The organism is Vreelandella sp. V005 (genome assembly GCF_052645115.1).
This window is the reverse complement of the sequence record NZ_JBQXYA010000009.1, coordinates 100859-124498: the sequence shown is the minus strand read 5'-3', so window position 1 is coordinate 124498 and position 23640 is coordinate 100859. Positions and strand designations below refer to the sequence as shown.

Annotated in this window: 25 protein-coding genes and 1 riboswitch; of the genes, 9 read left to right on the top strand and 16 right to left on the bottom strand. The window is 58.3% G+C overall.

What is annotated here, in order from left to right:
* Positions 1–335: 335 nt before the first annotated feature.
* The 5 genes from ACUN8H_RS17000 to ACUN8H_RS16980 all read right to left on the bottom strand — a co-directional run bounded on the left by ACUN8H_RS17000 (position 336) and on the right by ACUN8H_RS16980 (position 3481).
* A complete protein-coding gene (locus tag ACUN8H_RS17000; protein ID WP_179931557.1) occupies positions 336–545 on the bottom strand; it encodes a BrnA antitoxin family protein in 210 nt (69 codons plus the stop codon).
* Positions 538–831, bottom strand: coding sequence for a BrnT family toxin (locus ACUN8H_RS16995; protein WP_445533233.1), 294 nt, complete (start codon positions 829–831; stop codon positions 538–540). The genes ACUN8H_RS17000 and ACUN8H_RS16995 overlap by 8 nt, the downstream gene beginning before the upstream one ends.
* Before the next feature lie 138 nt (positions 832–969).
* Entirely contained in the window at positions 970–1581 is a 612-nt protein-coding gene (gene cobO, locus ACUN8H_RS16990) for a cob(I)yrinic acid a,c-diamide adenosyltransferase (protein WP_445533232.1), read from the bottom strand.
* A gap of 57 nt (positions 1582–1638) precedes the next feature.
* On the bottom strand, positions 1639–2079 hold the full coding sequence (locus ACUN8H_RS16985; protein ID WP_445533231.1) for a YtoQ family protein: 441 nt from the start codon (positions 2077–2079) through the stop codon (positions 1639–1641).
* A gap of 88 nt (positions 2080–2167) precedes the next feature.
* On the bottom strand, positions 2168–3481 hold the full coding sequence (locus tag ACUN8H_RS16980; RefSeq protein WP_445533230.1) for a cobyrinate a,c-diamide synthase: 1314 nt from the start codon (positions 3479–3481) through the stop codon (positions 2168–2170).
* A 90-nt stretch (positions 3482–3571) separates the two neighbouring features.
* Here ACUN8H_RS16980 and ACUN8H_RS16975 point away from each other — a divergent pair, with 90 nt between their 5' ends.
* Complete coding sequence (locus tag ACUN8H_RS16975) at positions 3572–4513, top strand: NAD-dependent epimerase/dehydratase family protein (protein ID WP_445533229.1); 942 nt, start codon at positions 3572–3574, stop codon at positions 4511–4513.
* 1 nt (position 4514) lies between these two features.
* Here the strand turns inward: ACUN8H_RS16975 and ACUN8H_RS16970 are convergent, their stop codons facing one another.
* The 11 genes from ACUN8H_RS16970 to cobT all read right to left on the bottom strand — a co-directional run bounded on the left by ACUN8H_RS16970 (position 4515) and on the right by cobT (position 14878).
* On the bottom strand, positions 4515–5285 hold the full coding sequence (locus tag ACUN8H_RS16970; protein ID WP_445533228.1) for an ABC transporter ATP-binding protein: 771 nt from the start codon (positions 5283–5285) through the stop codon (positions 4515–4517).
* Positions 5285–6256, bottom strand: coding sequence for a FecCD family ABC transporter permease (locus ACUN8H_RS16965; protein ID WP_445533227.1), 972 nt, complete (start codon positions 6254–6256; stop codon positions 5285–5287). The genes ACUN8H_RS16970 and ACUN8H_RS16965 overlap by 1 nt, the downstream gene beginning before the upstream one ends.
* Positions 6256–7113 (bottom strand): cobalamin-binding protein, encoded by an 858-nt coding sequence (locus ACUN8H_RS16960; protein ID WP_445533226.1) that lies wholly within the window; start codon positions 7111–7113, stop codon positions 6256–6258. Before ACUN8H_RS16960 ends, ACUN8H_RS16965 begins: the two co-directional genes overlap by 1 nt.
* Before the next feature lie 46 nt (positions 7114–7159).
* On the bottom strand, positions 7160–8977 hold the full coding sequence (locus ACUN8H_RS16955) for a TonB-dependent receptor domain-containing protein (protein ID WP_445533225.1): 1818 nt from the start codon (positions 8975–8977) through the stop codon (positions 7160–7162).
* A 144-nt stretch (positions 8978–9121) separates the two neighbouring features.
* Positions 9122–9357, bottom strand: a riboswitch (cobalamin riboswitch).
* A 38-nt stretch (positions 9358–9395) separates the two neighbouring features.
* Complete coding sequence (locus ACUN8H_RS16950) at positions 9396–9821, bottom strand: bifunctional adenosylcobinamide kinase/adenosylcobinamide-phosphate guanylyltransferase (RefSeq protein ID WP_445533224.1); 426 nt, start codon at positions 9819–9821, stop codon at positions 9396–9398.
* On the bottom strand, positions 9773–10426 hold the full coding sequence (locus ACUN8H_RS16945; protein ID WP_445533223.1) for a histidine phosphatase family protein: 654 nt from the start codon (positions 10424–10426) through the stop codon (positions 9773–9775). The genes ACUN8H_RS16950 and ACUN8H_RS16945 overlap by 49 nt, the downstream gene beginning before the upstream one ends.
* On the bottom strand, positions 10363–11133 hold the full coding sequence (cobS, locus tag ACUN8H_RS16940; protein ID WP_445533222.1) for an adenosylcobinamide-GDP ribazoletransferase: 771 nt from the start codon (positions 11131–11133) through the stop codon (positions 10363–10365). The genes ACUN8H_RS16945 and cobS overlap by 64 nt, the downstream gene beginning before the upstream one ends.
* Positions 11130–11696 (bottom strand): bifunctional adenosylcobinamide kinase/adenosylcobinamide-phosphate guanylyltransferase, encoded by a 567-nt coding sequence (locus ACUN8H_RS16935; RefSeq protein WP_445533221.1) that lies wholly within the window; start codon positions 11694–11696, stop codon positions 11130–11132. The genes cobS and ACUN8H_RS16935 overlap by 4 nt, the downstream gene beginning before the upstream one ends.
* A complete protein-coding gene (gene cobD, locus ACUN8H_RS16930) occupies positions 11680–12831 on the bottom strand; it encodes a threonine-phosphate decarboxylase CobD (protein ID WP_445533220.1) in 1152 nt (383 codons plus the stop codon). Before cobD ends, ACUN8H_RS16935 begins: the two co-directional genes overlap by 17 nt.
* On the bottom strand, positions 12828–13832 hold the full coding sequence (gene cbiB / locus ACUN8H_RS16925) for an adenosylcobinamide-phosphate synthase CbiB (protein WP_445533219.1): 1005 nt from the start codon (positions 13830–13832) through the stop codon (positions 12828–12830). The genes cobD and cbiB overlap by 4 nt, the downstream gene beginning before the upstream one ends.
* Positions 13829–14878, bottom strand: a complete 1050-nt coding sequence (gene cobT, locus ACUN8H_RS16920; protein ID WP_445533218.1) for a nicotinate-nucleotide--dimethylbenzimidazole phosphoribosyltransferase — start codon at positions 14876–14878, stop codon at positions 13829–13831. Before cobT ends, cbiB begins: the two co-directional genes overlap by 4 nt.
* 277 nt (positions 14879–15155) lie before the next feature.
* On the opposite strand from cobT, the gene edd reads away from it, so the two are divergent.
* The 8 genes from edd to ACUN8H_RS16880 all read left to right on the top strand — a co-directional run bounded on the left by edd (position 15156) and on the right by ACUN8H_RS16880 (position 23628).
* Positions 15156–17048, top strand: a complete 1893-nt coding sequence (gene edd, locus ACUN8H_RS16915; protein WP_445533217.1) for a phosphogluconate dehydratase — start codon at positions 15156–15158, stop codon at positions 17046–17048.
* Positions 17045–18013: a glucokinase gene (gene glk / locus ACUN8H_RS16910; protein ID WP_445533216.1), complete on the top strand. Its 969-nt coding sequence runs from the start codon at positions 17045–17047 to the stop codon at positions 18011–18013. Before edd ends, glk begins: the two co-directional genes overlap by 4 nt.
* A gap of 21 nt (positions 18014–18034) precedes the next feature.
* Positions 18035–18904: an aldo/keto reductase gene (locus ACUN8H_RS16905; protein WP_445533215.1), complete on the top strand. Its 870-nt coding sequence runs from the start codon at positions 18035–18037 to the stop codon at positions 18902–18904.
* Positions 18905–18976: 72 nt separating this feature from the next.
* Positions 18977–19927 (top strand): carbohydrate kinase family protein, encoded by a 951-nt coding sequence (locus ACUN8H_RS16900; protein ID WP_445533214.1) that lies wholly within the window; start codon positions 18977–18979, stop codon positions 19925–19927.
* A gap of 179 nt (positions 19928–20106) precedes the next feature.
* The gene (locus ACUN8H_RS16895; protein WP_445533213.1) at positions 20107–20826 is read left to right on the top strand and encodes a FadR/GntR family transcriptional regulator; all 720 of its coding nucleotides are present in this window, start codon (positions 20107–20109) and stop codon (positions 20824–20826) included.
* 28 nt (positions 20827–20854) lie between these two features.
* Positions 20855–22003 carry a galactonate dehydratase gene (gene dgoD / locus ACUN8H_RS16890; RefSeq protein ID WP_445533212.1) on the top strand — a complete coding sequence of 383 codons (1149 nt, stop codon included), beginning with the start codon at positions 20855–20857 and terminating at the stop codon, positions 22001–22003.
* A gap of 3 nt (positions 22004–22006) precedes the next feature.
* A complete protein-coding gene (locus tag ACUN8H_RS16885; protein WP_445533211.1) occupies positions 22007–22993 on the top strand; it encodes a 2-dehydro-3-deoxygalactonokinase in 987 nt (328 codons plus the stop codon).
* A gap of 29 nt (positions 22994–23022) precedes the next feature.
* Positions 23023–23628, top strand: coding sequence for a 2-dehydro-3-deoxy-6-phosphogalactonate aldolase (locus ACUN8H_RS16880; protein WP_445533210.1), 606 nt, complete (start codon positions 23023–23025; stop codon positions 23626–23628).
* Positions 23629–23640: the final 12 nt, after the last annotated feature.

Below are 23640 nucleotides of genomic sequence, written 5' to 3'. Positions count from 1 at the left end.
TCCCGCTTCGGCTTCGCCCAGGAAACCAATGATCTGTTCTTCGCTGAAACGCTTCTTCATGTCCAATCTCCTTACCCATAGGATCGGACTCTAAAGTGTAGCGCTACTCAATCAGGGGGAGACGTCGACCTCATCAGACTTTTCCTGCATAGCCTGTGGGAACACAAATGCAATGTCCCCGCTATCAACGAAGGCAGGCCGATTAATTAGTGGCTTGCTATAGCACATACTTAAAATGCCACCTTTACTTCAGCCCAATGTCTGACCTGCGATTGGCAAAAGCCAAGTCAAACCCGAAGCTTTGAACAACCCAGCAGAAGCCATTAATTAACCGTTTATTGCCACTCAAGTTTTAGGTCTTTGTGTGACTGGGCACAGTCGCGCAGATAGAGATTAATCAAGCTCTGATACGGTAGATCTTTTTGCTCCGCCAGATTCTTGAAATACGCGATGGTATCTTCATCCAGGCGGATCGTGACCTGCTTTTTAAGCTTTTTGGCGTATGGGTTTTTGACTGACTCTGAAAAATCGTAATGGTCACGCATGTCTATACCCTTCGTAAGTTTTTCGCTCTCGTTTATCCGCCTTGCGCGCAGAGATAATTCGAATTGTTTCGCCGTCTCTCACGCAGTGGCACACCACCAATAAACGGGAATGAATGCTCGTGCCAAGGAGTATGAACCGATCCTCCTCTTCAGAATGATCGGGATCCGATATGAGTCGGCCGAACTCATCCGTGAAGGCCGTTTTTGCCTCTTTAAAAGAAACGCCATGCTTCTTGAAGTTAGCGGCGTCCTTATTGGGATCCCACTCGAAAATAAGATAGCTCATGCATTATATTGTAGTTACATTGTATGTATTATCAAGACACGGGGAGTTGCTGGTTCACAAGATCTAACTGCCGCGGGCTGAAATTCCGCCCACCAAAAAATCTCCCTCTGCCTTCCCCTCACCCTTTACACCTCTCGCCTACAGCTCAATCCCCTTCTGGGCCTTAATACTTTGATCTTTAAAAGCATGTTTAACCACTTTCATTTCGGTAACAGTATCAGCGAGGTCGATGAGCTGTTGTGGGGCGTAGCGGCCTGTTACCACGGCGTGCTGCATTGCTGGGCGGGCTTGTAGGTCGTCGAGCACTTGATCGAGGTCTAGATATTCGTAGCGCAGGGCGATGTTGAGTTCGTCGAGGAGTACCAAGTGATAGCTTTCGTCTTGCAGCATGCGTTTGGCTTCTGCCCAGGCGGCGTTGGCAGCTTCAACATCGCGTTCGCGGTCTTGGGTGTCCCAGGTGTAGCCCTGCCCCATTATGTGGTAGTCCACGTTGGGCAGATTGCGGAAGAACGCCTCTTCGCCGGTACTGAAGGCGCCTTTAATAAACTGCACCACGCCGACTTTCATACCGTGGCCTAGGGCGCGGGCGAGCATGCCAAAACCGGAGCTGCTTTTGCCTTTACCGGGGCCGGTAAGCACTAGCAGCACGCCCTGCTCTTTATCGGCGCGGGCGATGCGCTCGTTCATGATTTTCTGCTTGGCCGCCATGCGCTGGGCATGGCGTTCAGGGGTTTTGGCATTCTCGCGCATGGGGCGTCCTCTTTATTAAGCTCTCTATTCAGCTTTCTATAAGCTCTCTATTTAAGCTCAGGCTTTTAGTACGTAGCGCAACGTCTCAACCACTTGATCGGTCGTGGTGCACCAGGCTTGGGCTTGCGCGTCGACTTCTTTAAGCGGGTGAACGATATCTTCGCTGTGCAGCGTGATGTAGGGCTTCGCCAAGGCAGCGCAGTAGCCTGCATCGAAGGCGGCGTTCCACTGTTTGTACTGGTCGCCGAAACGAACGACAACGAGGTCGGCCTGCTCGATCATGGTGCGGGTGCGAATGGCGTTGACCTTGGATGACTGGTGATCACGCCAGAAGCCATTCTCCGGTTTACCCAGATGGTCACCGGCGGCATCAGAGGCAGCGTGGTCCGTTACCGGGGCGGTGAACACGATATCCAGGCCCGCTGCGTCAGCGCCGCGCTGAATCTCTTCGCGCCAGTCAGTGTGAATCTCGCCGGAAAGGTAGACGTAAAAGGTCATGGTGTTCTCCTGCTGAGTTAAGTTCAGGGTTGAAAGGCACACAGCATAGCGCAGTTCAATTTTATGGAAAAATCTTCCACATCCTTCGTTAACCGTTATTGATACTAATCGGCTGCCCGGTAAAAATATCCGCGACCAGCTTGGGCGCAGAGGGAAAATAGCCGTGGAAGTAGCTCGCGACCAACCCGCCTTCACGGTAAATCGGCTCGGCTTCGCTTCCGGCGAGTTTGCGGGTGCGCGCCAGCGGCGTCATCGTGGTTTCGAGCAGCGAGTGGTGATAGGTATGACCGCGCAGCTCACCTGCCCCGGCGTGTAGGCTTTGCAGCCCTAGCGCGGTGAGTTTACCGGCCATTTTCGCGGTGCCGTTGAGAAGCCCAAGCATCGCGTGGCTTTCACCCTCGCCATCCACCAATTGCTCAACGCAGGCCATTAGGCCACCGCACTCTGCGAGTATCGGTTTGCCCGCGCGGTGATGGGCGCGAATCGCTTCTAACATGCTGTGGCTGGCGCTCAGCCGCGCTGCGTTTAGCTCGGGGTAGCCCCCCGGCAACCAGAGCGCGTCGCACTCGGGTAACTGGTGATCAGTCAGCGGTGAAAAGAAGCTGACCTCTGCGCCCATGGCGCGCAGCACGTCGACATTGGCGCGGTAGATAAACGCAAAAGCGTCGTCTCGGGCAATCGCAATGCGCACGCCATTCAGGTAGTCCGGTACCGGCGCTGGCGGTTCTGCGCTAAGCGTGACCAGCTTGGGCAACCGGCCTAAGCCCGCCTCTTTCAACACCTCGGCAGCGGCATCCAACTGCGCATCCAGGCCGCTTAGCTCGCTGGCCTGCACCAAGCCCAAATGGCGATCAGGAATCTTCATTGCCTCATTGCGGGGAATGGCCCCCAGCAGCGCAATGCCTTCCGGCATGCTGTCGGCGAGCAGTTTGCCGTGGCCGGGGCTACCGACACGGTTGGCAATCACTTCATGAATAGCCAAGTCGGGATGATAGTTAGCCAAGCCCTGCGCCACCGCGCCAAAGGTTTGTGCCATGCCCCAAGCATCGATCACCGGCAGCGCGGGGATGCCTGCCAAGATCGCCAAGTCAGCGCTGGAGGGCGAGCCATCAAACAGCCCCATGGAGCCTTCGACCAGAATCACATCAGCTTCCTGGGCGGCTTCGGCTAAGCGCCAGCGGCACTCCTCTTCACCGGTCATCCAGGGGTGAAGCTGATACACCGGCTGGCCAGAGGCCACTTCCTGAATCATCGGGTCAAGGTAATCGGGGCCGTGCTTGAACACCCGCACGGTAAGCCCTGCATTGCGATGCAGCCGTGCTAGCGCCGCCGTGACCATTGATTTCCCCTGGCCGGAGCCGGGTGCGCTGATTAACGCTGCGTGTGCTTTGCCATGAAACATAACGCTCCTTTTAACGGTTGATGGTTAAGCCTTTTTCATGCGATCAGGGCTGAGTGTCGGCGGGTCGAACCTTTCTTTGCTAAGGTGGAGATGTTTGCTCGATTCAACTTTCCGCTTCGTTTCACCAACCGGGGTTACCGCATGCGTATTCTGTTTACTGGCGGCAGTGGCAAAGCTGGCCGCCATGCCACTGCTTATCTTCGCGATCAAGGTCACCGCGTTACCAATCTGGATTGGGTGACGTCTGACGTGCCCGGCATCACCACCCTGAAAACCGACCTGACCGATGCAGGCCAAGTGTTCAATGCGTGCCATGCTTACGCCGGATTCGACGAGCTTGAGCCGGGCACCGGCGTGCCACGTTACGATGCCATCGTCCACTTCGCCGCTATCCCTGCCATCCTGCATCGGCCGGATAACGAGACTTACAGCATCAATACGCTAAGCACTTACAACGTGCTGGATGCCGCCACCAAGCTGGGCATTCCTAAGGTGATCTTCGCTTCCAGCGAGACCACCTACGGCGTCTGCTTTGCCGATGGCGAGAAGAAACCGGACTACCTTCCCATCGATGAAGAACACCCCACCGTGCCAGAAGATAGCTACGCCATGAGCAAAGTGGTCAACGAAGTAACCGCCCGCTCCTTCCAGGCTCGTTCAGGCATCGACATCTACGGCCTGCGTATCAACAACGTTATCGAGCCCCACGAGTACCGCCAGGATTTTCCGACCTACTTGGAAGACCCCGCCCTGCGTCGTCGTAATATCTTCGCTTACATCGACGCCCGCGATCTGGGCCAGATGGTCGACTGTTGCCTGAAAACGGATGGCCTTGGTTACCAAGTGTTCAACGTCGCCAATCACGATCTCTCGGTTGGCCTAACCAATGCCCAAGTGATCGAGCGCTTCTACGCAGGCGTGCCCATCAAGCACGAAATGGGCGAATTCGAAACCTTCTACAGTATCGAAAAGGCCCGCCGGTTGGTCGGTTTCGAACCTCGCCACACGTGGCGGGATGAACTGGCGCCATAAGCTAGGCCTTAATCGGCACGAACACCGGCGCGCCATCCACCTCTACCACTGCTAGCTTTTGGCGGTAAAGGCTTTCCAGCGCGCTGGGCACCAGCATGGTTTCTCTTGGGCCCCAGCAAGCATCCCCGTTGGGGTACATCAACAGCACGTGGTCGCACCAGCGGGCAGCCAGGTTCAGGTCGTGCAAACACATCATGACGGCATGCCCTGCGGCGGCCTGCTCCGCCATTAGCGCCATCACGGCACTCTGATGATGAAGATCCAGATGGTTGGTCGGCTCGTCTGCCAGCCATACGTCGGGCGCCTGGGTCAGCAGGGTGGCAATGGCCACACGCTGGCGTTCGCCGCCTGAAAGTGTGCTGACCAGCCGCTCACGTAGATGCACCACATCCAAGCGTGCAAGGGCAGCCTCGGCGCGGGCATAGTCATCAGCCCCCTCCATTTGCCAGGGCGAAAGATAGGGGTGACGGCCAATCAGCGCGGTTTCCAACACCGAGGCGGGAAAGCCGTCCTGACGGTCTTGAAACACCAATCCCAGGCGCTGGGCCACATGGCGGCGACGCAGCTTGCCAAGCGGCTTACCCATCAGCCTTACCTCGCCTGAGCGCGGGGCTTGTAGCCCAGCCAGGGTGTGCATCAGCGTGGTTTTACCCGCCCCGTTGGGGCCTAGCACGCCCCAGCTCTGTCCGGGCTCAACGGTCAGATTGAGCGGCGTTCCGCCTTCGCGCCCAGGCACATCGATAATAAGATCGTGCGTCGAAAGAGTGCCCATCAGCGGCTCCGGTAAAGCAGGAACAGGAAGGTGGGCACGCCCAGCAGCGCGGTGATGACCCCCACGGGCAACTGCTCTGGGGCAATCATGGTGCGCGCCAGGGTATCGGCCAGTACTAACAGCGTGCCGCCCGCCAGGGCGCAGGCGGGCAGTATCAGCCGCTGATCATTGCCTAACAGCAAACGCAGCATATGCGGCACCACTAAACCGACAAAGCCAATGCTGCCTGCGGTGGTGACTGCCGCCGCCGTCAGTAAGCTAGCGGCAATATAGATACACCACTCCAGCGGCCGAACCGCCACGCCCAGCGCTGCGGCCTGCTGTGGGCCTCGGGCCAACACATTCAGGCTACGGCCGAGCGGAATCAGCACCACGCAGGTGGCCAGTAACAGCAGTAGCGGCGGCCACGGTGTACGCGCATAGGAGAGATCTCCCATCAGCCAGTAGAGCATACCCGGCAGGCGTTCGGCGGGGCTCAACGCCAGCATTAGCGTTATCACCGCGCCCCACCCCGCCGCGACCACCACACCAGTGAGCAGCAGCCGCGAAGGCGTCCAACCGCCGCTGCCGTGGGCCAAGCCAAAAACTAGAAAGGTCGAGAGTAGCGCGCCGCCAAAGGCTGAACCCGAAATCGCCAGCCCGCCTAGGCCACCGAGCATAGCGGCCAGTGCGCCAATCGAGGCACCGCCAGAAAGACCCAGTACATAGGGGTCTGCCAAGGGGTTGCGAAGCAGCACCTGCATTAGCGCACCCGCTACCGCCAACAACCCACCCACGGCAAACGCCGAAAGCGCCCGAGGCAGGCGCAGCTCCATCACCATGGTGCGTGCCAGTGCATCGCCTTTGCCTTGGGTCACTTCCCAAATCTGCGTAGGAGAAATTTGCGCGCTACCAACGCCCAGGGCGATAACCAAGGCACCCAGTGCGGCCAGTAGCAGTAAGCCAAGCGGAAGCCCCAGGCGCGCCAGCATCAAGCGCCCCGGCGTTTTTGGCGGGCAACATCCAACTTCTCACAAAGGACACGGGTGCCCTCCATCAGCCGCGGCGTTGGCCGCTGTATCAACGAGGGGGGCACAAAGAACAGATTGCCTTGCGCCACCGCCGTCAAGTTGGGGTATTGCTCCCAGTGGGTCAGCCAGTGGCGGTTCTCTTCCCCCATGCCACCGGCCACAATCGCTTCAGGGTTGGCGGCCAGCACGGTTTCATCGTCAATGCGCGGCACCAGGCGGGCCTGATCGCCAAATACGTTGTCACCGCCACACATCTCTATCACCTGACCAATTAGGTGTTCGCTATTCACGCTCATAAGCGGCTCATCCCACACTTGATAGAAGGTGGGTACCGGCTCGCGGTCTCGGTAGCGCTCTTCGAGCGCGTTCATGGTCGTACGAAAATTATCGGCTACCGCTTGCCCGTCCGCTTCTGTGCCCGCCAGTCGCGCCAAGCGTTCGATGGCACTGGCCACACCATTCATATCACGGGGCTCGATATAGAACACCGGCATGCCCAAGGCTTCGAGGGTTTCAAGTTGCTCTGCCGGGTTCCCGGTCATCCAACCAATCACCAAATCGGGTGCCAGCCCCACCAGCTTTTCCAAATCAATGCGGGTATGGCTGCCCACCGAGGCGACTTGCTTGGCTTCAGGTGGGTAGTCGCTGTAAGAAACCACGGCGACGACTTGATCCCCGGCACCTGCGGCGTAGGTCAGCTCGGTTGCCCCAGGCGAAAGCGTGGCAATGCGCTGGGCCGCATTGTGAAGACAGATCTCACGATCGCGATCATCTACAGCGCAGCGCGAATGGTCATGTGCCGTTGCCACCGCTGCCATCGATAGCAGCGCGAGGCTCAGAGCCCCGCGCGCTATAACACTCTTTCTATTGGCCAAAGTGAACACTCAAAAACCCTGCCCGGCCGGCGTTGATATAATCGGCACCATCAAACGAACGGGTGGTGATGTAGTCTTGATCTAGCGCATTTTCAACCGTCACGCGCGCACTCCATAGCGGGGCAAATTGCCAGCCAGCTCGTAGATTAACAAGACCGTAGCCACTTAGGCGATCGTCATTCTGGGCGTCGCGGTAGCGGTGGTTTTGTGCTATCCAAGAGCCTCCCAGCGACCAATCGCCAAGCTCACGATCTATATCGAAACGAACGCTCTGTGTCGCGCGGTTTTGCAAGCGTTGACCGGTCAACCGGTTTTCAGGGTCGGTATAGGTCAGCGCAGCGGCCAGGGTCCAGTCAGCTATGTCAACACCGCTGGAAAGTTCAGCCCCGCGGATTCGTGACGTAGGCACATTCGACTGGATACCCTGCCCGGTGATCAAGTTATCGATATCGGTTTGGTAGAGCGCCGCGTCCCAGAACCAGTGGGCGTATTGCCCGCGCACCCCGACTTCCAACGTTTCGGAGGTTTCAGCTTCCAGGTCCGGATTACCGAAGCCTGGGTAGTAAAGCTGATTGTAGGTCGGCGCATTGAAAGCGGTGCCATAGTTGGCCCGTAGTGTGTGGTAGCTGTCCAGCTCGTAACCTACCCCCAGGCTGCCCGTTACTTCTTCCCCATAGGATTCGTTGTCGTCGAACCTCAGGCTGGCCTGCAAAATGACAGGGGAAAAATCCAGCAGCGCCTGTGAAAATACCGCCGCATTGCTGCGACTGGTTTCATCGTAATCGATGCTGCTGTCGACCTTGTCTTGGCTGTATTCAGCCCCTGCCACCAGCTCATGGGCGCCGGATGTAAAAGTGTTTTCCCAGCGCGCGGTGTGCACTTTGGTGTTGAAAACGGAATCACCCGAATCGGCAAAATTATCGCTCTCATCGCGTGACTCGCTTAACGTGATGCGGCTACGCCAATGGTCGGTGAGCGGCAGCTCGCCATATACCCCGGCCACTTGCTGAACAAAGTCGTTTTCGCCACCGTCGTATTCGTTGTTACCGCGGGCACGTAGCGCCAGCACTCCCATTTCGGCCCCAGAATCGAAAGTGTGAGAAATCCGTGCCAGGGCAGACGTATTATCGTAGCCCTTGTCATCACCGTCGCGGCGAATGGGCTGGCCGTCGGTAGCAAAATGGCTACCGGCGAAACTGTAACGAGTGCCCCCTTCTTGCCCGCTGATACCGGCGCTTAAGCGCTGAGTGTTAAATGAACCGCCGCCGACTGAAATACGGGGTTGTGGGCCCTCTTCGTCACCATCAGGCGTAAAGAGTTGAATGACACCCCCAATCGCATCGGCACCGTAAAGGCTGCCGCGGGGGCCACGCACGATTTCAGCGCGGTCAAACATACGCGGATCGATATACGACCAGGCAGCGCCGCCACTGGTGACAGAACGCAAGCGAATGCCGTCGATTAACAGCACATTTTGACTACTGCCAGTGCCACGGATATAAACGCTGCTGTTTTTACCAAAGCTGCCATTCGAAGAGACATCCACGCCCGGTTGCCCACGGAAAAGATCCGTAATACTTACCGGGTCCTGGCGGCGAAAAGTGGCTTCATCCAACACCGTGACCGAAGAGAGGCTTTCATTAGCAGTACGCGGGGCAAGTGCCGCGGTCACCACCACGGGGTTGAGGTCAGCATCAGCGGAAGAGGTAACTGAGTTCTGCTCGTTGGACTGAGCATGCACGGCCAGCGGTAGCGCAGCCATGACAAACGCCGCCCGTTTGGCGGTAGTGTGGAAACGGTGGTTCATGTGAGATCCCTTGCTCGTCGTGCTCACCCGCACAACGCAGTTTTTTTGACCGAGCGCAGGGCACAACAAGGGCGTCACCGCAGCATTGCGCTATGGTTCACTGCCCTGAGAGCGCCCACCGCGTCTCGGCATGTATCGGTTCGGTTGAACCGTTACTCTCGGGCCGGTCTCCGGGCTGACGAGCGAAAGGCGTCTCTAGCAAGAACAGAGCCACTCTTTTCCGAACGACCACCTTCCCGTGCCTGAGCACAGTGGCGTTTTAGCCGTTCTTATCTCGATCACCGTTGCGGGGGCAGCGTTGGAATCACGCGAGGCGTTCACCAACTTCCCGTTTCACTAGCGACATTTCAGCCGCTAGCACCTGAGAGTGGGCGTAAACTAGCAACTTGCCAATGGGAGGTCAATTGAAACAGGGGGGCTATTGGAGCGCCATTACCAGCCCGTGGCGCACATACCACACATGGCTGGCCTGGGCAGTGGCGTCTTGGGTGAACCAGCCGTTGAGATCGCGCAGGCGACGCTGTTCTGGCTGCATGGGCACAATCCCGCGGCCGACTTCAGTGGCAATAATGATTAACGCCGCGTTTAGCTCGTCGGCACGCTGGCAGAGCGTCGCCATATCGCGTTGCCACTGCTGGTGCAGGGCATCGTTATCGTCATGCTCAAGGGCAGCGTCAAGCCACTCAAGCACACCGGTAATCACCAGCGGCGTATTAGCGGCTAGCGCCTGCTGGCTATCGATGAGGGGTTGCCCCGCCTCAAGCCGGTGCCAGTTTGCCGAGGGAAAGCGCGACGTTACGGCGTTGCGTTTGCCAGCGCAGGCACCGCCGATGAAGAGCTGCATTGCCATTCCCCTTTTCCATGCTCGTCTGTCTGATAAATAAGCTGCCAGCGCCTGCCCTGGGCTTGAAGTACCGTGCCGTCCCAAAAGTGGATCGTTTCAAAACGTCGGCGCAGCTCGCGGATCACGCCGCCATGGGTGACGGCTAAAATCTTTTTATGGCCATCAGCCCGAGCATTGGACGCTAGATCATGCAGCCAGGCATCCAAACGCTCGCGCAGTTGGGCCGCCGATTCGCCACCGGGAATTTGCAGTTCACCCACGCTATCGATCCAGGCGCGGAAGTGGGGTAAATCTTTGAGTTCGTCGTAAACCTTGCCTTCGTACTCGCCAAAATCGAGTTCGCGTAAGTGGGGCTCAAGGGCTAGCGGCGTTCCTTCCCTCGCCGCTTCCGCCCATTTCAGCGTCTGCTGGCAGCGATCAAGGTCACTTGTGTAGATGGCATCAAAATGTTCATCAACCAAGGCTTCCCGAAGTGCCAGCAGTCCCGCTTCCGCCTCGGGGAACAGCAGCGGAATATCACGTTGGCCTTGATAACGGCGCTCTAAATTCCAAGCGGTAATACCGTGGCGAACTGCCACCAGCTCCACAGTAAGATCAGTAGCCAAAGCTCTCCTCCTTCAATGGTGGCGCCTACCATATCGCCGTTAATGCCGTTAAACAGTCTCATCATGCACCAGCGCATGATGACCACAAAAACCGTGACGATTAGCACCATTACCACCACGCTGGGCACCCACAGCGCTATTAATGCCAGCGGCAACAGCGCCAACGCCGCGTCCTGGCCGCTAAGCGATTGCTGCCAGCTCCAGGCTAAGCCTTTCGGCTGGGCGCAGGGAGTCAACACCAGTAACACCACGCCAGCCCAGCGCCCTAGCGCGGGAACCATCAATAGCCACCACCAGGGCGCGTGATAAGCCAGTAATGCCCATAGCAACACGGCCTTCCAGGCAAGCAGAAACATCAGCGCCAACATACCGAAGCTACCGATTTGCGGGTCTTTCATGATTTCCCAGCGGCGCGCTAGCGGCTGGTTACTGCCCAGCGCGTCGGCAATATCCATCACGCCATCCAAATGCAGCCCACCCGACAGCGCCACCCACACACTCAAGCACGCTAATGCGGTGATCGGGGCCGGAGCGCTTTGCATTACGAACGCGATGAGTGCCAACAAACTGCCAATCATCACCCCCACCAGTGGATAGGCGCGCACGGCCCAGCGCCGGGTCTCCGGTGTCCAGGGGGCGGCGATGGGAATGGGGAGGCGAGTTAGAAACTGCAGCGCCAGCACGGCTCCCCATAGGGCATTTTTCAAATCTTCGGCTCCTTATCTGGCTTCCATTCGACTGCGCCGCCAGCCACCACTTCGATGACCGAGTCCGCCTCTTTCGCTAGCCAGCAGTGCGCACGCTGAAGAAAATTGAGGTAGCGCCAGGTTTCAGCATCGGTGGGCGGCAGCGCTTCGTTAATATCGTTGGAAACAATCACCATATGGAGGCTACGCGCTCGGGCATCGGCAAGTGCGCGAGCCAGCAGTGATAGCCCCGCTTGCTCGCTAAGCTCACTGGCATACAACACTTGGCTGGCCCAGAGCGTCAGGCAGTCGAGGAGCACGGCGCTGCCATTGGGCACCTTCCCCAGCGCTTGATCAATAGCCAGTGGCTCCTCCAGCGTTTTCCATTGAACGCTCTGCTGCTGCATTTGCTGGGATGTTTGCCTGGACTGCTGATGACGGGCCACTCGTGCCGCCATTTCGGCGTCGTAGACGTCTGCGGTGGCTAGGTAGTAACAGGGCAAACTGCCCGCGGCACTGGTCACCTGCTGTTCGGCGATCTCGCTTTTACCCGAGCGCGCCCCGCCGCTAACGAAGACAATCATGCAGCGCCTTCTCAAGCTCGTGATTTAACCGCTGATTAGCGGGTGCATCGCGTAGCGCCACGCGCAGCCATTCGCCATCAAGCCCGGCAAAGTTATGCGTATGGCGCACCAGCACGCCTTGGCGCAACAACCGCTCGAACAGCGCGTCCGTGCTTATTCTCTGTGAAATACGAGGCCGGATGAGAAAAAAACATGCGTGGCTGGGCACCACTTCCAGCCCCAGTTGCGCAAGCGCTTGGGCCATACGCGGCCACTCGCTGTTTAGCCATTGCTGGGTGCGGTCGGCAAATGCCTCGTCAGCCAGCAGCGGTGCCACCAGTTCAGCCGCCAAATGATTAACACTCCAGGCCGGTTGGTGGCTTGCCGCCACCTCAACGGTCACCCTATTGGCCAGCAGATAACCCAGGCGTAGGCCCGGCAGGGTATAAAACTTGGTCATGGAGTGCAGCAAAATTAAATGTGGAAAGCGCGCCAGCAGAGGCACCAGTGACGCCTGAGGCCGCGCCCCGCCGCTCAAGCCGATAAACGCTTCATCGATCACGACGCGACAGCCAATGGCGGCGGTATGCGCCAGCAAGGCTTCCATCGCCGCGGTATCCATCAGCGTGGCGGTGGGGTTATTTGGGCGGCATAGAAACAGCACATCGATGTTGTCAAGCGCCGCCAAGAGTGAATCCATAGCCAGCGTAAAGTGCGGCGCTGGCAGGGCTATTTCGGTCACCGTGAGCCGGTGGGCACGACAGGCGCGGGCATACTCGCCAAAGCTTGGGGTCACAATGGCGGCGCGCTCACCCGCATGCAGCGCCGCGGCAAGATAAATCGCTTCCGCGCCGCCATTCGTCAATAACACTTGGTCGGATTGGAGTTGATAATGAGCAGCAATGGCGCATCGCGCTTTGCCGTAATCCGGTGCTGGGTAGCGTTCAAGGCCCGCTAGCCGTTTGGTTAGCCAGTCGCGTACCCAGGCAGGCGGCCCTAGCGGGTTGAGGTTGGCACTAAAATCTTCCAGCGGGTGATCGGCGGGTAAACCGAAGTGTGCCAGCAACGTTTCGGCTTGGCCGCCATGCGTTGGCCATTGAGGAGTGATCAATGGCGAGTTCAGCCCTGAAGCGCTGGGCCATTCGGATAAACTCATAGCGCTCCTCGCAGAATTAACATCACGCCGGCTATCACGAGCACGGACAGCCCCATAAACAGTAGCCATGCACCGTGCATCAATTGAAGGGTGGTGCTGATATGGGCAACGCGAAGCGGTTCAAGCGGCTCGCCCAGAGTGGCACGGCGGGAAGCCACGCCTTGGTAGTAGTTAGTGCCGCCCAACTGAACCCCGAGCAGCCTGGCCACCATGGCTTCCGGCCAACCGGCATTTGGGCTGGGGTGGCGCGGTGCATCCCGGCAGGTGCCGCTTAACGCGCCTTGCCAGCGTAACGATAAACTGCTGAACAGGCTCAGTAGCAGCCCGGCAAGCCATAGACAAAGCGTGGTTAAGCGAGCCGGTAGCCAATTGGCCACGTCATCGAGCTTGGCGGAGGCAAAACCAAAATCGCCGTAGCGCTGGTTTTGGTAGCCTACCATCGAATCCAACGTATTCACCGCCTTGTACGCCAGCGCCAGCGGTGCGCCACCGATTAGCGCAAAAAACAGCGGCGCGGCAATGCCGTCAACGGTGTTCTCCGCCACGGTTTCGACCGTGCCCCGGGTGATCTCTGCCTCGTCCAAGTGCTGGGTGTCGCGTCCTACAATCATGCCTAGCGCTTTTCGCGCCGCGGGCAAATCGCCCTGACTCAGTGGCGTTACCACCGCGCGGGCCGCATCACCCAAGCCTTTGATCGCGAGCGTGGTGGAGAGCAGCCAGAGTTCAGCGATCAGCGCCAGGCCAGGATGCAGCTGTGTTAACACTGCGAGCAGCAGCCAACTAGCGCCCCCTACCCCGCCTACCACGATCAACGTCAACAGCAGGCCGCTAATGCGCCGCTGCTTGGCCGTACCGCGATTCCACAGCCGTTCAAAGCTGGCGATAAAACGACCTATCAGCACCACCGGATGCGGCAGTGAGCGCGGGTCGCCGACGATGACGTCGAGCCCGATCGCCAGCAAGATCAGCGTCATCCCACTGAACGTGGCACCGACGATCATGACGTTGCCTTATCGCTAATACCGGCGGAATCAAAAGTAGCCATTTCCGCCATCATCGCTGCGGCTGACTGTAGCAAGGGATAGGCCAGCACGGCGCCGCTACCCTCGCCTAGCCGCATGCCCAGATCCAGCAGCGGCTTCGCGTCGAGCGCCCGCAGCGCTACCTCGTGCCCGGGCTCTTGAGAGCGATGACCAAAAATCAAATAGCCGCGTACGGCGGGGGAAAGCCTGCAGGCAATCAAGGCGGCTACGGTGGCGATAAAACCATCGACAATGGCTGGCAAGCGTTGCTTGGCGGTGGCTAAATACGCACCGGTCATGGCGGCAATTTCCAGCCCACCCAGCTTGGCCAATACCGCCAAAGGAGCCTCGGGATCGGCATTGCGCGCCGCGATAGCACGTTCAATCACCGCTACTTTATGGCTTAGCTGCTGCTGATCAATGCCCGTTCCAGCGCCCACCAAACTCGCCACCGGCTCGCCGGTTAATACGGCTAACATGGCGCTGCTGGCGGTGGTATTGGCGATGCCCATCTCCCCCACCATCAGGCATTTTGCCCCCGCCTGTGTAGCCCGCTCAACCGCCTGCGCCCCTGCATTGATAACCGCTAACGCCTGCTCAGGCTGCATCGCGTCCGCTTCCAGCATATTGGCGGTGCCATGGCGTACCTTGGCATTCATCACGCCAGGAATCTTTTCATCGCCGACAATGCCGACATCCACGATTTCCAGTCGCGCGCCCACCTGCCGGGCAAATACATTGACGGCAGCGCCACCCTGGGCAAAGTTGGCGGCCATTTGCGCCGTTACCGTTTGCGGAAAAGCGGACACGCCCTCAGCAGCCACCCCGTGGTCAGCGGCAAACACAATCACAGCGGGAGGCATAACGCTGGGCTTGAGCTCGCCCGTTATAGCGCTTAGCTGAATGGCTAACGTTTCGAGCGCGCCCAAGCTGCCTGGCGGCTTGGTCAATGTATCCAAGTAACGACGCGCCTGTTCACCTGCATGGAAATTAACTGGCTGGATGTCGTCAATAATCACGTGCATGCAGGCTCCGCCTAGATGGATAAATAATAAAGATTAAACATAGCGCGCAAAATGGTAGCAAATGCCTGAATGCTATACTTGCTATTTCCTTGGTGGCTCAACCAAGCTGTTGAGGCCTGTGGAATTCATCGCTTATAGGCGTGGCGATCTAGCCTCCCAAATCGGGTAATAAAACTACAATTATTGTTTTTATTACCGTAAAGTCTCTTATAACGACATTAAAAGATGTAAAATAACTACATGCTATAAACACCGTCTCTATCATGCAGAGGTCCCTATGCCGAGCCCAACACCTGCCACCTTAAACCCCACCGTTGCTGAGGTTACCCAGCGCATCCGTGAGCGCTCCCGGCACCGGCGTGGCCTGTACGAATCCCATATGGCCGCCCAGCATAAGCAAGGCGTTCACCGCGGTGAGCTCTCCTGCGGGAACTTGGCACACGGTTTTGCAGGCTGCGATGTTCCTACCGATAAAGGGCGCTTAAAGCTAACCAATAGCGCCAACCTGGGTATCGTATCGTCTTATAACGATATGCTTTCAGCCCACCGGCCGTTTGAAGACTACCCGGCCGCTATTAAAGAAGCCGCACGCGGCATGGGCTCAACCGCTCAGTTTGCGGGTGGCGTGCCCGCCATGTGTGATGGCGTGACCCAAGGCCAGCCGGGGATGGAGCTATCGCTGTTCTCACGCGATGTGATCGCCATGGCCACCGCCGTGGCGCTTTCGCACAACATGTTTGATGCGGCGCTGTATTTGGGGATCTGCGATAAAATCGTTCCGGGACTGTTCATTGGCGCGGCGCGTTTTGGTCATCTACCGGCCATGTTCGTTCCCGGTGGCCCGATGACAACGGGGCTGCCCAACGATGAAAAGGCACGCGTTCGTCAGCTTTACGCAGAAGGTAAAGTCGGCCGCGACGAGCTGCTGGAGGCCGAATCACAGTCGTACCATAGCCCCGGCACCTGCACGTTCTACGGCACCGCCAACTCCAACCAGTTGATGATGGAGATGATGGGCCTACACCTGCCCGGCGCCTCCTTTGTTAACCCAGGCACTCCGCTGCGCGAAGCTCTCACCCGCTACGCCACTGAACAAGCTATTCGCAATACCGAGCAGAGCGGCAACTATCGCCCGTTCTACAAGCAGATTGACGAACGCGCGATCGTCAACGCCATCGTTGGTTTGCTGGCCTCGGGCGGGTCGACCAACCATACCCTGCACCTGGTCGCCATGGCGGCTGCGGCGGGCGTCACCATTAACTGGGATGACTTCACGGACCTCTCCGCCGTGGTACCCAGCATGACCCGCATCTACCCCAACGGCCAAGCGGATGTGAACCACTTCCAGGCGGCTGGTGGCATGAGCCTGCTGATTCGTGAGCTACTTGAGGCGGGGCTTATCCATGGCGATATTCCCACGGTCTTTGGTACCGACATGATGGCCTACACCCAGGAGCCTTTCCTTGAAGAAGGTAAGCTTACCTGGAGAGAAGGTCCGGCCACGAGCCATGACACCGACGTGCTGCGCCCGGTTAGTAATCCCTTCTCGCCCACCGGCGGGCTTACCGTGCTTGACGGCAACCTGGGCCGCGGCGTGATTAAAATTTCGGCCGTCAAACAGGCTCACCGCGTTATCGAAGCGCCGGTGCAGCTGTTCGATGATCAAAATCAGGTCAAAGCGGCGTTTGAATCAGGCCAGCTTGATCGTGATGTGATTGTGGTGGTGCGCTTCCAAGGCCCCAAAGCCAACGGCATGCCGGAACTGCACAAGCTCACCCCGTTCTTGGGCGTGCTTCAGGATCGCGGCTATAAAGTGGCGCTGGTAACAGACGGGCGTATGTCCGGCGCGTCGGGCAAGGTGCCGTCCGCTATCCATGTAACGCCAGAAGCGGTCGACCGTGGGCCACTCTCAAAACTCCAAGATGGCGATATCGTTCGTTTGGATGCCGAGAGCGGCGAACTGAACGTGTTAGTAGATGCTGCCACCATGAATGCCCGCCCTTGCGCAGAAGCCAACCTGGAACATAACCACTTTGGTATGGGCCGTGAACTGTTTGGCGGTTTCCGCCACTTGGCCACCAAGGCCGAAGAGGGTGCGGGCGTTTTTGGTGGCTTTGAGGCCGAAGTGTTGGCGCGGGAGCTGGAGAAAATTGAGCAGGAGGATCAATGAGCCGACCGGCCCTCATTGGCGATATCGGGGGTACCAATGCTCGCCTGGCGTTAGTGACGCCAGGTGAGGTCACGCCGCACGATATCGTTAATCTTCCCTGCGCTGACTATCCCGGCGTTATCGAAGCGGTGCAGGATTATTTACAGCGTGTGGGCGCTACCGGCGATAAAGCGCCCCGTGAAGCATGTCTCGCCTTTGCCTGCCCCGTTCACGCTGAACGGGTCAAAATGACCAACAACCATTGGACGTTTTTAAAAAGCGAGGTGCAGCAGGCGCTGAACCTGTCGCTTTTTAAAGTCATTAATGACTTTACCGCCCAGGCGCTGGGGGTGCCTCATGTGGCTGCCAGTGAATTGGTCGAGGTGCAGCCAGGCACGATCCAGCCACATGCCACGCGTTTGGTGATCGGGCCAGGAACAGGCTTGGGCGTTGCCGGTGTATTTCCCGGCCAACACGCCTGGATTCCGCTTCCCACGGAAGGCGGCCATGTCACCTTTGCGCCTACCGATGATACCGAGCGTTCAATCGTCGAGATGTTTAAACAGCACCATCAGCGGGTCAGCGTCGAACGTTTACTATGCGGCCAAGGCCTGTTTGAGCTTTACCAGGCCTACTGTTCGTTTGAGGGTGCTGAGCCACGCTTAACGAGCCCGGCAGACGTCACCCACGCGGCGAATCAAGGCGAGCCTCTGTCGACGGCTGCCCTGCTCCGCTTTTTGAAGATTCTTGGCGATGTCTGCGGTGACGCCACGTTGACCATGGGCGCCCGTGGCGGTGTTTATCTGTGTGGCGGCATTCTTCCTCGTCTGCTGGACTGGCTACCAAAAAGTGAACTACGCAGCGCGTTTATCAATAAAGGGCGCGTGGGCAGTTACAATGCCGACATCCCCATTTGGGTAGTCACCGCCCCCTGGACAGGCTTGCTGGGTGCTGCCGAAGCCCTGCATAACGAAGAAGTCTTCTAACCACTGCCATTTGGATCCTCTATGCCCGCCGCTACTTTTGAGGTGCCGTTCCTGCTCGGCATGATGCGCCTGCACGAATCCCCTGCTATGCACGACGCCAAGCAAATGGCCGACTGGATCGAAGCACGCCTGGCGCAGGGATTAAACTGGTTTGACCATGCCGATATCTATGGCAGCGGCCAAGGCGAAACACTGTTTGGCGCCGCACTACGGTCACGCCCTGCGCTCGCCAAGCGGGTTAACATCGTCACAAAAGCCAGCATTGCTAACGACAACCCATTCCCCGGTTCCGGCAAGGTGAAGCATTACAACGCCAGCCCCGCTTACTTGAATAGCGCCATCAACGCCTCGCTGGAGCGTTTACAGGTTGAACGCCTTGACCACTTTTTGATTCATCGCCCCGATTTACTGATGGATGCCGAGGCCACCGGCCGTGCGCTGGATGACGCTATTGAGGCAGGCAAGATCGGAGCTGCCGGCATTTCCAACCACTTGCCCAACCAATGGCAACGCTTACAAAGCGCTATGCATCAACGCTTGAGCGCTAACCAGATCGAGCTTTCGATTACCCGTTACACACCGCTCTTTGATGGCAGCTTTGATGCGCTATGCACCGATAGGCATGTGCCATTGGCTTGGTCACCCTTGGCTGGCGGGCAGTTATTAGAAGGCGCCGTGGGTGACTGCTTGAATAAATGGGCCGCTGAATGGGAGAGCTCACCAAGCGCTTTAGCGCTGGCATGGCTGCGCAGCCTGCCCAACTCGCCGGTACCGGTGATTGGCAGCCTCAAGCCTGAACGCATCAGCGATATGTTGAATGGCCCCGCCGTATTACCGCGCGAAGCGTGGTATGAGTTGTTAGAAGCCGCCCGAGGGCACTGCGTGGCATAACACCGGGCACAATGCTGCGATAACACCGCACCACCAGAAAACCATTATTCTAATCACAATAAGGAACCACCAATGACACCCGTTATCGCCTTTGGGGAAGCACTGGTTGATATGCTCTCGAGCCGTTTAGGGGAACCCACAGAAGCTCTGGAAACCTTCACGCCTTACGCGGGCGGCGCACCGGCCAACGTGGCGGTCGCCTGTGCCCGCCTGGGGGTGCCTAGCCAGTTTCTGGGCATGGTGGGCGACGATACGTTTGGGCATTTCATCGTACGCGAACTCGACAGCCACGGCGTAGATACCCGCGGCGTGGTCTACACCCAAGATTCGCGCACGGCGCTTGCATTTGTTTCCCGTGATGCAGTGGGTGAGCGCACCTTTGATTTTTATCGCCCGCCCGCGGCTGACTTGCTGTATCGCCTGGAGCATTTACCCCACGGCATCTTCGAAAGCCCGGCCATTTTGCACCTGTGCAGCAACAGCCTCACCGACCCGGAAATTGCCGATGTCACCCTGGCCATGGCCACCATTGCCAAGCGCGCAGGCTGTCTGGTCAGCGTTGATGCCAACCTGCGTCATAACCTGTGGCCAGGCGGTGAGGCGGATGCCAGCCTGGTGACACAATTGCTGGACGGTGCTGAGCTGCTCAAGCTCTCGCTAGAAGAGCTCGATTACCTGCGCGCCGACCACCCCGCCGAGGCCTGGCTTTCAGAACGGCTGGCGGCTGGCGTCAAGGTTATTTTGATCACCGATGGCCCTAACGAAGTAGTACTGAAAGGGATAGGTTTTGACCAACGCATTGCCCCGCCAGCCGTGGACGCGGTGGACACCACCGCGGGTGGCGACGCCTTTATCGGTGGGCTATTAGCGGAAATCTCCGCACACGGCATCAATGAAGACTGGCAAAGTAATCGCGATTTTCTCAACCGCGCGGTGGCTACCGCCTGCCGCTGCGGCGCTCACGCAGTGACTCGCCCCGGCGCCTACGCTGCGCTGCCCACTCGAGACGATGTCGGCTTGTAGCTCATACAAGATCCGCTAACGTGGCGCGCCTTCCTATAGGCGCGCCATTTTTTTATGCTCGCCAGCAGTGAATAGGCGCAGTTCACTCGTACTTATGTCTATATCCGCCTGCTTGCGCAAATGTCAGACATTTAATAAGCTTGTCATGACCGAATAATGACCGAGTGATAAAACCCAACATGACGCTGGACGCCCTTCCGCCCCACCAGGGGGGCGCTGAACAGTTAGCACATTTGCTCGCCCAGGCACTGTTGGCGGGCCACTGGCAGCCAGGGGACACTTTTCCCCGCGAGCTGGATATCGGCAAGCACTTTGCGGTGAGCCGCAATCAGGTTCGCAATGCGTTGACTAGCCTCACCGCAGCTGGCCTGTTAGAACGCACGGCGGGGCGTGGCACACTGGTGCGTAAGATGGGGGAATGGCACCTGCTCGACCCGCTGATGAGTGAATGGATGACCGGCCTGGTCAACCTTGACCCCCAATTAGTGCGCGCTATTTACGCGTTTCGCTACTCTGCCGAGCCGGTGGTGGCAGCATTGGCGGCGCAAGCCGCCCAGGCCGACGACCTGGAGCGCCTGGAACGTGCCTTTGCAGGCATGGAGTACACGGCAGGCAGCGTTGATAAGCGCGCGGAACATGCTGAGTACGATGTCGCTTTTCACGATGCCACCTATCGCGCCAGCCACAATTTAGTCTGGCGGCAAATGGGACATTTACTACGCCCCTCCATCATGGCGTTGATCCATCGTTCCCAACATCGAACCGACACCTTAGACGACAGCCTCGCCCGCCATCGGCAGGTGCTTGACGCCATTAAACTCCGCGATACTCACGCCGCTGAAACGGCTGCCAGAGAAGTGTTGCGCCGTACCGCAATCGATCTTGGCATTGTCAGCTAATTCACGCTTTGAATAAGGACTACCCTCCATGAAAATCACCAAACTCAAGACATGGCAAGTTCCCCCGCGCTGGCTGTTTCTCAAGATCGAGACCGATGAAGGCTGCTACGGTTGGGGCGAGCCGGTCATCGAAGGCCGCGCCGCCACCGTTGAAGCCGCCGTGCACGAGCTTTCCGACTACCTCATCGGCCAAGATCCTCATCGTATCGAGCATCTCTGGAACATGATGTACCGCGCCGGCTTCTACCGTGGCGGGCCCATTTTGATGAGCGCCATTGCCGGTATTGACCAAGCGCTGTGGGATCTTAAAGGTCGCGATCTGGGTGTGCCCGTTCACCAACTGTTAGGCGGTGCTGTGCGCGACAAAATGCGTATGTATGCCTGGACCGGCGGCGACCGCCCCAGCGATGTGGGTGCGGGTGCCAAAGCGCTGGTCGAAAAAGGCTTTACCGCCTTCAAAATGAACGGCACGCCTGAACTGCAAATCGTCGACTCACATCGCAAAGTTGATGAAGCCGTCGCCCGAGTGGCGGAAGCCAGGAATGCGGTAGGGCCTGATGTAGGCATTGGCATAGACTTTCATGGCCGCGTTCATCGGCCCATGGCCAAAGCGCTGCTTCGCGAGCTGGAGCCCTTCCACCCCATGTTTGTGGAAGAGCCGGTCGCCCCCGAACATCTGCCCTGCTTGAAAGATATCGCCGGTGGTTTAGGCTACCCGCTGGCCACCGGCGAGCGGCTGCATACCCGCTTCCAGTTCCGCGACCTGTTGGCCGATGGCATGATCGATATTATCCAGCCGGATATTTCCCACTGCGGGGGCATTAGCGAAGGTCTCAAAATCTCCGCACTAGCGTCTGCCTACGATGTCGCCCTGGCTCCCCACTGCCCCCTTGGCCCATTAACGCTGGCCGCGTCGTTACAGCTGGACGCGGTGAGCCACAATGCCTTTATTCAAGAACAGAGCATGGGCATTCACTACAACCAGGGCAACGACGTGCTCGATTATCTGGTCGACAAATCCGCCCTCGCGATTGAAGACGGCTTCTGCGTGATCCCGCAAGGCCCAGGCCTGGGTGTTGAGATCAACGAAGAATTTGTTGAAGAGCGCGCAAAGGTAGGCCACCGCTGGCGCAACCCCGTCTGGACACACGAAGACGGCTCAATTGCGGAGTGGTAAGCCATGGAATCAACTGTGATCAGTAAAACCCCTGACACTGCGGATCCGTTGGCTTGGATTGCGGTGGATTGGGGCTCCAGCAACCTGCGCGCCTGGGGGCTGGACCAACACGATCGAGTGATTGCCCAAGCCAGTAGCGATAAAGGCATGCTGTCGCTTAAGGCCGACGAGTACGAAGCCGAGCTGCTGCGACTGGTGGGTGATTGGCTGCCCGCCACCGGGAACACTAAGGTAATGGTGTGCGGGATGGCGGGCGCCCGTCAGGGCTGGCTGGAAGCCGCTTATTTGCCGGTACCGACACGCCTTGACCAGCTTAGCCAAGGCGCCGTATCGCCAACGCTTACCAGCGAGCAGTTACGTGTTTACCTGCTGCCAGGTTTAAGCCAAACGAGGAGTACCGCTACCCACTTTGACGTAATGCGCGGCGAAGAGACCCAGCTGGCGGGCCTGGTCGCCGACGCGCCAGCCGTGTCGGGGCTCGCTTGCTTGCCTGGTACCCACGCTAAGTGGGCGACGCTTGAAGCGGGCGCTGTTACCCAGTTCACCACCTACCTGACCGGTGAGCTATATCAGCTGTTGGCGCGCCAATCGGTATTGCAGCACTCTATCGGCAGTGATGATTTAAACGATTCGGCCTGTCGCGATACTTTTGTCTCTGCCGTCAAAGAGTGTGTTGACGCGCCCGCCACCTTCAGCAGTCGCCTGTTCGGCCTACGTGCGCAGGATTTGCTCGACGGTCAGCTAGCCAGCGGCGAAAAGCGGCGGTCTTTGCTCGCCGCGCGGCTTTCTGGGCTGACGATTGGCCTTGAACTGGCTGGCGCCTGTAGTGAACAGCCAAATCAAGTGCCTATCACGCTGATCGGCAATCAAGCCCTCTGCCAGCGTTATACGTTGGCCCTTAATGCCATCGGGTATCAGACGCACCATGTGGATGGCGACACAGCGGTGCTTTCAGGCCTTCGGCTTGCGCATCAAGCTTTAAAGGCTTAATGCTGCTAACTGTTAATGGAGAACTATCTATGTCGCTGCCCTTGATTGGTATTTTGCGCGGTGTCACCCCTGAGGAGGTGGTAGAGATCGCGAAAGCGGTGCTGGCCGCAGGCATCACCCACATTGAGGTGCCTCTCAACTCGCCCAACCCACTGGAAAGCATTCGCTTATTGGCAGAAACGTTAGGGGAACACGCGGTAATTGGCGCAGGTACGGTGTTAACCCCCGCCCAAGTGCGCGACGTGCAAGCCGCAGGGGGGGGCTTGATCGTTTCACCCAACTGTCGACCAGCGGTCATCGCAGAAACCCACCGCCTTGGTATGGCCAGTTGGCCAGGCATCGTGACGCCTTCAGAGGCCTTTGACGCCCTGGAGGCAGGAGCCACCGGGCTAAAACTCTTTCCCGCTGTGCAAGTGGGTTTAGAGGGCATGAAAGCGGTGCGTGCAGTACTCCCCACTGGCACGTTGCTCTATGCTGTGGGTGGTGTTGGCATCGACAATTTCGCCGAGTGGCGTGCGGCTGGCGTCGATGGTGCAGGCCTAGGCAGCGCGCTCTACAAACCGGGTCAAGGAGCTGCTCAGGTAGGTAAGCAGGCTCAAGCCCTGGTCGATGCCTGGCTAGCAGGAGAACAATAAGGAGAACCAACC

Excerpts from the sequence above, each read along its gene's own strand:
- ACUN8H_RS17000 (WP_179931557.1), bottom strand. The coding sequence starts at position 545 with ATGCGTGACCATTACGATTTTTCAGAGTCAGTCAAAAACCCATACGCC.
- ACUN8H_RS16995 (WP_445533233.1), bottom strand. The coding sequence starts at position 831 with ATGAGCTATCTTATTTTCGAGTGGGATCCCAATAAGGACGCCGCTAAC.
- cobO (WP_445533232.1), bottom strand. The coding sequence starts at position 1,581 with ATGCGCGAGAATGCCAAAACCCCTGAACGCCATGCCCAGCGCATGGCG.
- ACUN8H_RS16985 (WP_445533231.1), bottom strand. The coding sequence starts at position 2,079 with ATGACCTTTTACGTCTACCTTTCCGGCGAGATTCACACTGACTGGCGC.
- ACUN8H_RS16980 (WP_445533230.1), bottom strand. The coding sequence starts at position 3,481 with ATGTTTCATGGCAAAGCACACGCAGCGTTAATCAGCGCACCCGGCTCC.
- ACUN8H_RS16975 (WP_445533229.1), top strand. The coding sequence starts at position 3,572 with ATGTTTGCTCGATTCAACTTTCCGCTTCGTTTCACCAACCGGGGTTAC.
- ACUN8H_RS16970 (WP_445533228.1), bottom strand. The coding sequence starts at position 5,285 with ATGGGCACTCTTTCGACGCACGATCTTATTATCGATGTGCCTGGGCGC.
- ACUN8H_RS16965 (WP_445533227.1), bottom strand. The coding sequence starts at position 6,256 with ATGCTGGCGCGCCTGGGGCTTCCGCTTGGCTTACTGCTACTGGCCGCA.
- ACUN8H_RS16960 (WP_445533226.1), bottom strand. The coding sequence starts at position 7,113 with ATGGCAGCGGTGGCAACGGCACATGACCATTCGCGCTGCGCTGTAGAT.
- ACUN8H_RS16955 (WP_445533225.1), bottom strand. The coding sequence starts at position 8,977 with ATGAACCACCGTTTCCACACTACCGCCAAACGGGCGGCGTTTGTCATG.
- ACUN8H_RS16950 (WP_445533224.1), bottom strand. The coding sequence starts at position 9,821 with ATGCAGCTCTTCATCGGCGGTGCCTGCGCTGGCAAACGCAACGCCGTA.
- ACUN8H_RS16935 (WP_445533221.1), bottom strand. The coding sequence starts at position 11,696 with ATGATTGTCTTCGTTAGCGGCGGGGCGCGCTCGGGTAAAAGCGAGATC.
- cobD (WP_445533220.1), bottom strand. The coding sequence starts at position 12,831 with ATGAGTTTATCCGAATGGCCCAGCGCTTCAGGGCTGAACTCGCCATTG.
- cbiB (WP_445533219.1), bottom strand. The coding sequence starts at position 13,832 with ATGATCGTCGGTGCCACGTTCAGTGGGATGACGCTGATCTTGCTGGCG.
- cobT (WP_445533218.1), bottom strand. The coding sequence starts at position 14,878 with ATGCACGTGATTATTGACGACATCCAGCCAGTTAATTTCCATGCAGGT.
- edd (WP_445533217.1), top strand. The coding sequence starts at position 15,156 with ATGCCGAGCCCAACACCTGCCACCTTAAACCCCACCGTTGCTGAGGTT.
- glk (WP_445533216.1), top strand. The coding sequence starts at position 17,045 with ATGAGCCGACCGGCCCTCATTGGCGATATCGGGGGTACCAATGCTCGC.
- ACUN8H_RS16905 (WP_445533215.1), top strand. The coding sequence starts at position 18,035 with ATGCCCGCCGCTACTTTTGAGGTGCCGTTCCTGCTCGGCATGATGCGC.
- ACUN8H_RS16900 (WP_445533214.1), top strand. The coding sequence starts at position 18,977 with ATGACACCCGTTATCGCCTTTGGGGAAGCACTGGTTGATATGCTCTCG.
- ACUN8H_RS16895 (WP_445533213.1), top strand. The coding sequence starts at position 20,107 with ATGACGCTGGACGCCCTTCCGCCCCACCAGGGGGGCGCTGAACAGTTA.
- dgoD (WP_445533212.1), top strand. The coding sequence starts at position 20,855 with ATGAAAATCACCAAACTCAAGACATGGCAAGTTCCCCCGCGCTGGCTG.
- ACUN8H_RS16885 (WP_445533211.1), top strand. The coding sequence starts at position 22,007 with ATGGAATCAACTGTGATCAGTAAAACCCCTGACACTGCGGATCCGTTG.
- ACUN8H_RS16880 (WP_445533210.1), top strand. The coding sequence starts at position 23,023 with ATGTCGCTGCCCTTGATTGGTATTTTGCGCGGTGTCACCCCTGAGGAG.